Origin of the sequence: Anaerovorax odorimutans DSM 5092, from assembly GCF_000426305.1 — a bacterium.
Taxonomy (GTDB): Bacteria; Bacillota; Clostridia; order Peptostreptococcales; family Anaerovoracaceae; genus Anaerovorax; species Anaerovorax odorimutans.
The window spans coordinates 1-6,076 of sequence record NZ_AUFC01000049.1 but is presented as its reverse complement, the minus strand read 5'-3'; the positions used below and the strand labels follow the sequence as shown (position 1 = coordinate 6,076).

Annotated in this window: 7 protein-coding genes; 6 read left to right on the top strand and 1 reads right to left on the bottom strand. The window is 27.4% G+C overall.

The window, feature by feature from the left end:
• Window positions 1-192 (bottom strand): helix-turn-helix domain-containing protein (locus tag K292_RS0112645; RefSeq protein ID WP_027399652.1); only part of this gene is annotated, 192 nt, incomplete at its 3' end.
• 190 nt (window positions 193-382) lie between these two features.
• On the opposite strand from K292_RS0112645, the gene K292_RS0112640 reads away from it, so the two are divergent.
• The 6 genes from K292_RS0112640 to K292_RS0112610 all read left to right on the top strand — a co-directional run.
• On the top strand, window positions 383-1,336 hold the full coding sequence (locus tag K292_RS0112640) for a hypothetical protein (protein WP_027400124.1): 954 nt from the start codon (window positions 383-385) through the stop codon (window positions 1,334-1,336).
• Window positions 1,337-1,903: 567 nt separating this feature from the next.
• A complete protein-coding gene (locus tag K292_RS0112635) occupies window positions 1,904-2,110 on the top strand; it encodes a hypothetical protein (protein WP_027400123.1) in 207 nt (68 codons plus the stop codon).
• A 207-nt stretch (window positions 2,111-2,317) separates the two neighbouring features.
• A complete protein-coding gene (locus K292_RS0112630; protein ID WP_027400122.1) occupies window positions 2,318-2,524 on the top strand; it encodes a hypothetical protein in 207 nt (68 codons plus the stop codon).
• A gap of 575 nt (window positions 2,525-3,099) precedes the next feature.
• Window positions 3,100-3,408, top strand: coding sequence for a hypothetical protein (locus tag K292_RS0112620; RefSeq protein WP_027400121.1), 309 nt, complete (start codon window positions 3,100-3,102; stop codon window positions 3,406-3,408).
• A 207-nt stretch (window positions 3,409-3,615) separates the two neighbouring features.
• Window positions 3,616-5,577, top strand: a complete 1,962-nt coding sequence (locus K292_RS0112615; protein WP_037373211.1) for a fructose-bisphosphatase class III — start codon at window positions 3,616-3,618, stop codon at window positions 5,575-5,577.
• A 259-nt stretch (window positions 5,578-5,836) separates the two neighbouring features.
• Window positions 5,837-6,076, top strand: a 240-nt coding sequence (locus tag K292_RS0112610) for a transposase (RefSeq protein ID WP_037373207.1), incomplete at its 3' end; no start/stop codon positions are given.

Sequence of the window (6,076 nt, the reverse complement as noted above, 5' to 3'; positions counted from 1 at the left end):
GAAAGGGTATATATCATTTTTTCTGGAACGAAGTAAGCCCTCGTCTCCAAACTCTTTATAATTCTTTACCCATATTTCAATTGAAGATTTATGTGCTATATCAAATTTTTTTGCTAGATATCTGGTACCACCTTCACCTCTAATATAGGCAATAACTACTTTTTTCTTAAATTCATAACTATATTTTGCCATGAAAATACCGACCTCCCAATCGTTAGATTCTTAGGTCTAACTTTTGGGGGTCGGTTCAAATCCGGCTATTTTTGTTATTAGATAAATATATCTAATAATTATATATTATTATGTAACATCTTGTATATTATTTAAATATTATAAACAAAGTATAATTTTATGCTTTAATTTTTAATAAGGGGCTTTTTAAATGAGATATAATTTTGATAATATTCAAGGTTGTAACAGTGATGAATATTGGGTTAAAGATCATTGTTATCGCAGAAGAGAATGTCCGGATAGAGATAATTTTGATAATGATAGCAATAATGATGGCAATAACGATAATAATAACGAAAATCAAAACTGTAATCGTGTAAATGTATTTCTAAATGGTAAAGATTATGAAAAAAATTATGGTAAAGATTATGAAAAAAAATATTGCAAAGATGATGAAAAAAAGAAAAAATATGGTTGCTGCTGTGATACAAAAAAATTAGAATTTATCTTAAAAATTTTCCAAAAAAATCAGTCTAAAGTTTGGATTTTTACTCATCACACTTATTTCCCATACTTTAGTCTGAGTGATGGTTTCCATTATGGGTATATTCGTGATATAAAGGATAATTTGGTTTATCTTGCACTAGATGATTATAACAATGAAACAGAGTATGTAATCCCTATTTGTAATATAATTTGGGCTATAGCAGAAAGTTGTCAAATTGAAGACGATAAAAAGATCAGGCGAATAATGAAGATTCCAACTTTAGAAAAAGAATGTTGCTGTTCATGTGATATTCTAGAGGCTGTAAAAGAAAGATTTAATTATTTTGGACCATTTTTACCTTGGTTTGGGGTTCAATTAAAAGATGGTTGGCTTACAGCTTTGTATGCATGGTATTTATGGTATTGTGTATTACCTTATCTAGATGATCCAAAGATTGAATTAATAGCCAATTGTGATCTTATAATTGAAAGCTTATGTTATGATGATAAAATATATTATAGTATCATACCAAATTGTGCTATTGATACTATTTCAACAAAAGAATTTGATAATAGTGATTTGCAAACACAAGAATTGTCCGTTCCTAGTAATATAATTATGAGTGACGATATGAGAAGAGCTTTCGAAAAATTGATAGAAGAAGCTAAGAATAAATAATAATTAAGATATATAGATGTAATTTAATAAAGAGTAAGGCGAGCTTTAAAAGGCTCGTCTTATTTTACGTAAATATGTATATAAGAATAGAGAAATCACATTTATGGGATTACCTTTGCTAATTACAACCTAATTTAGGAAATAAGAACAAAAGTATAAATTGCGCAGTATATTAAAAGATGTAATTGAATATTTACAGAATCCTAATTATTAAGCTGCTTATCAATATAATGAATATAAAATTTTTGATTTAGTAATTTAAAAAAGCGCCCATTATTAATGAGCGCATTGAAAACATTATAGAAAACTTTATTATAATAACCTAAAGGATAGCTACGTTTGTTTCGTAGCAGGTATAGTTTAATATATGATAAAAATATGAATTGTGTTAATAAATTATAAAAACTTTAAATTTTTATTAGTCTATCATTTTTGCTGCGTTCCATATTAAGAAAATTTAATACATTAAAATTATAAAGCTTATAAAAAAATATACAGTATATACCATATCAGAGTATAAATTCTATTAAATTAAATCATAATAAATAAAAAAAGAGAGGTTTAGTAATGAAAAAGTTTACTTGTAATTGCATAAAAGATCAATTTAAAGCTTCAGATAAGGTCTTTGTTGAATATAACGATGAATATATCGCTGAAATTCCATGTATATATGTTCCTAATGAAAAAGTTAATTTAAGAAAAGTTAGATTAAAAACAAATTATTGCCCTATGTGCGGAGCAAAACTAGAAGAAATAAATAATAGTAAAAATTAATATATTTATTATTTTTTTGAAATTTATAAAATAAATAACATATAAAATATTTTATTATTATAAAACAATAAAAAGTTATTTTTATTAAATTTAACATTTTTATGTAAAAATTTGCTTTAGCAGACTGATTACGTCACATTTCGACATAACAATAGTATAAAATATATGTAAATTTCAACAAGGTGTTATGTTGGAGGAGGGATTTTTATGTTAAGAGATATAAAGCTTAAAGTGTTAAGAATCAGTAATGAATGGCATTGGTGGGTAATCGAAAGAAAAAAAAGAAATGGTAATAAGTTAATTGAAAACGGGGAATTATTAACTTCTGATAAATTGATAAAATTAAGCAGAAATATTGAAATGCATGAAATAAAAATATATAAAAACAGGTTAAAATATAAAAAGTATATTTGAAAGTAAAATTTATATTTACATAAATATGTTACTTTTGGACAAAATCTCCTTAGGAGGTGATTTATTATGAATAATGAACAACTTAAAAAAAATGTCACTGAAGAAAAAGAAAAAGTAACATCAGACCAAACAACTGAAATATATAAAAAATCAAGAAAAAATAATTCAAATAAAGAAGTCGAATAAAATTATATAATAATAAGTATATAAAAAGTAGTTAGAGTTAGGTAATAGTTTAAATTATTACCTAATTTTTATTTAGTAAGAAATATCAACTTACAATTATAACATTAAAAATACTTTCATTAAAAAGAAGGTATGTTTTTTTATCTTATAAATTACCATTTCTATTTTGATATTACTGATTTTAACCAAAAGGCATAAACTACTATCATTTAGATTTTAACAATAGATGTTAAAAAAATGAAAGCATTTTAAATCTGTATAAAGGTGAGTATTTTTTTATTCCAAAAAATAATTCAATCTTTAAAATCGTATAGTTAGAAATCTCTAATTATTGTTTGCTTTAGACTTTTAGTAGGTATATAATTTAATATAAATGGAGGTATTAAGTAATGGATGATTATAAGAATATATTAAGAATAGAGACATTAAATGATGGAACAATGAATATTCTTTTAAGGAATGGGAAAAGAGCACTTATAGAAATTAAACGTTTGAATAAAAAATTTGAAGCAGCAATTTTTCATATGCTTGTTGGAGATCCGGATTTAGGTGAAGAGAAAGCACGTGTAAGCATTATGGACAAATTAAATAAGCATGATGCGTATAAAGAATGTGCAAAGGAAGCAATCGGTTGGATTGATAGTAATTATGATAAGTATTTCCAACTAGAAGAAACGAAGGAACCTTATAATAAATAAAAAAATTGCAGATATAGTTCTATTATAAAAAAGCCAGCTAAGGATTTAATGATTTAAATAATAGTTGGCATTTTATTATGCAGTAAATATAACGAAATGATTAAGTTAAAGTGGCATTATTTTGTTTTGCATGATAAAATATAAAGGGTGCTTTTGGCTCCAAATAAGTAAAAATATTGCATACCAAAAAGTAGAAAGGAAAAAATAATGCAAATTAGTGAAAGTGATTTAAAATATCTTGAACTGCTTTCTGATAGTTACAGAACCATTGGTGAGGCCAGTACTGAAATAATTAATCTAATGGCAATTCAGAATTTACCTAAAGGAACTGAGCATTTTATCAGTGATATTCATGGAGAGTACGAATCTTTTCTTCATATATTAAAAAACGCTTCAGGTGTTATTAAATTAAAGATTGATGAGTTGTTTCAAGATACTGTTAGTGAAGCAGAAAGAAAATCTCTTGCTACATTAATTTATTATCCAGAACAAAAACTGGAGATTATTAAACAGACAGAACCTAATTTAGAGGATTTTTACAGAAAAACATTATGTCGTTTAATAGAGCTTTGTAAAAAAGTAACCTTTAAATATACTCGTTCTCATGTAAGAAAGCAGACTCCAAAGGAGTATGGATATATAATAGAAGAATTGCTTTATGGAGCCCCAAGTCATGAAAATAAGACAAAATATCAAGAAAGTATTATAGATAGTATTATTGAAATAAGCGCCGCGGATGATTTCATTATAAAAATGTCAGAACTAATTTCAAGAGTGTCTGTAAACAGATTACATATTTTGGGAGATATATATGACAGAGGTCCTGGTGGCGATATAGTTATGGATGCATTAATGAAGCACCACAGCTTGGATATACAATGGGGTAATCATGATATCCTTTGGATGGGCGGAGCAGCAGGAAATATGTCCTGTATTGCAAACATAATTCGTATATGTACAAGGTATGACAATTTACATACATTAGAGGTTGGATATGGGATAAGTATTCGTCCCCTTGTCACATTTGCTTTAAGTACTTATGCAGATGATACATGTCCTAATTTCAAGCCTAAGGTGAGCAAAAAGGATGCTTTATATGCATCAGATGTTAATTCTCTTGCTAAGATTAATAAGGCAATTGCTATTATTCAATTTAAATTAGAGGGTCAATTAATAGAAAAGCATACTTGTTATGAGATGGATGCATTAAGATTACTTCATAAAATTGATTATAAAAATTTTACAGTTGAAATAGATGGAAAGGTATATGAGCTGAACAATAAATATTTTCCTACAATAGATCCAGAGGATCCATATAAGCTGACAGAAACAGAAGAAGCCGTTATGGAAAGATTGACTGCCGCATTTCTTGAAAGTGAAACATTGCAGAAACACGTACAGTTTTTATTTTCTAAAGGAAGTATTTACAGCACATATAATGATAATCTGTTATTCCATGGGTGTATACCCCTTGAAAGCAGCGGCGAATTTTCTGAGGTCAAAACAAGTGATAGGGTGGTAAAAGGTAAAGAATGGTTTGATTATGCCGAAAGGATTGTAAGACAAGGCTATTTTGGTGAAGAAGGATCAAAAGAAAAAGAACGTGGAATAGACTTTTTCTGGTATTTATGGTGTGGTTATAAATCACCGCTTTTTGGTAAGAAAAAGATAACTACTTTTGAAAGATGTTTTATTGATGATGAATCCACTTGGCATGAAGCTAAAAATCCATACTATTCTTTAATAAATAATGAAAAGATAGTGGATAAAATCGTGGAAGAATTTGGTTTGACTAAAGGAGTAGCGCGTATTATAAATGGACATATGCCAGTAAATAAGGGTACCAGTCCTTTACATGCAGGTGGAAGAGTATTTGTAATAGACGGCGGATTTGCAAAGCCATATCAAAAGAAAACAGGCATCGCAGGGTACTCATTGATTTATAATTCATATGGATTTATACTAGCATCTCATGAACCCTTTGAATCTGCGCATATTGCAGTAGAACAAGAAAAAGATATTCATTCCACAATGGTTGCTAAAGAAGATATTACAGAACGAATTTTAATAAAATCAACTGATACAGGAAAGATGATACAAGAAAAAATTGATAATCTGAAAAAACTTCTTTATTCATATCGTAATGGATTAATTAAAGAAAAAATATAATTAAATGGCTGCTGATGCAGCCATCTTTTAATTTTAAGCCTGTTGAGTTTACAAAGCGTGTGAAAGTATGACATGATTTCTGCGTGTCATATGACTTTAACTATACAAAAGTTTCTAAGAATATTAATTAAAATTAAATTATGATATATGTTTACGAGTAAATTTATATTTTATTTGAGACTGTGAAAAAAAGTCTGTAAAATATTAAAACTATATAGCTTTCTATGATAAAATCAAATTATTATAGGAGGCTATTTTTATGGCAAAGAAAAATGTGTACAAAGTTGGTCCATTGACCGAAGGGAAGAAAAACATTATTGCAAGTTTAATTGAAGAGTATGATATCGAAACAGCAGAAGATATTCAAGATGCTTTGAGAGATTTGCTTGGAGGTACTATTAAAAGTATGATGGAATCTGAAATGGATGATCATTTAGGCTATAGCAAATCAGAAAGAAGTTCTAATCCTAACTATCGCAATGGTAGTAAATCCAAACAT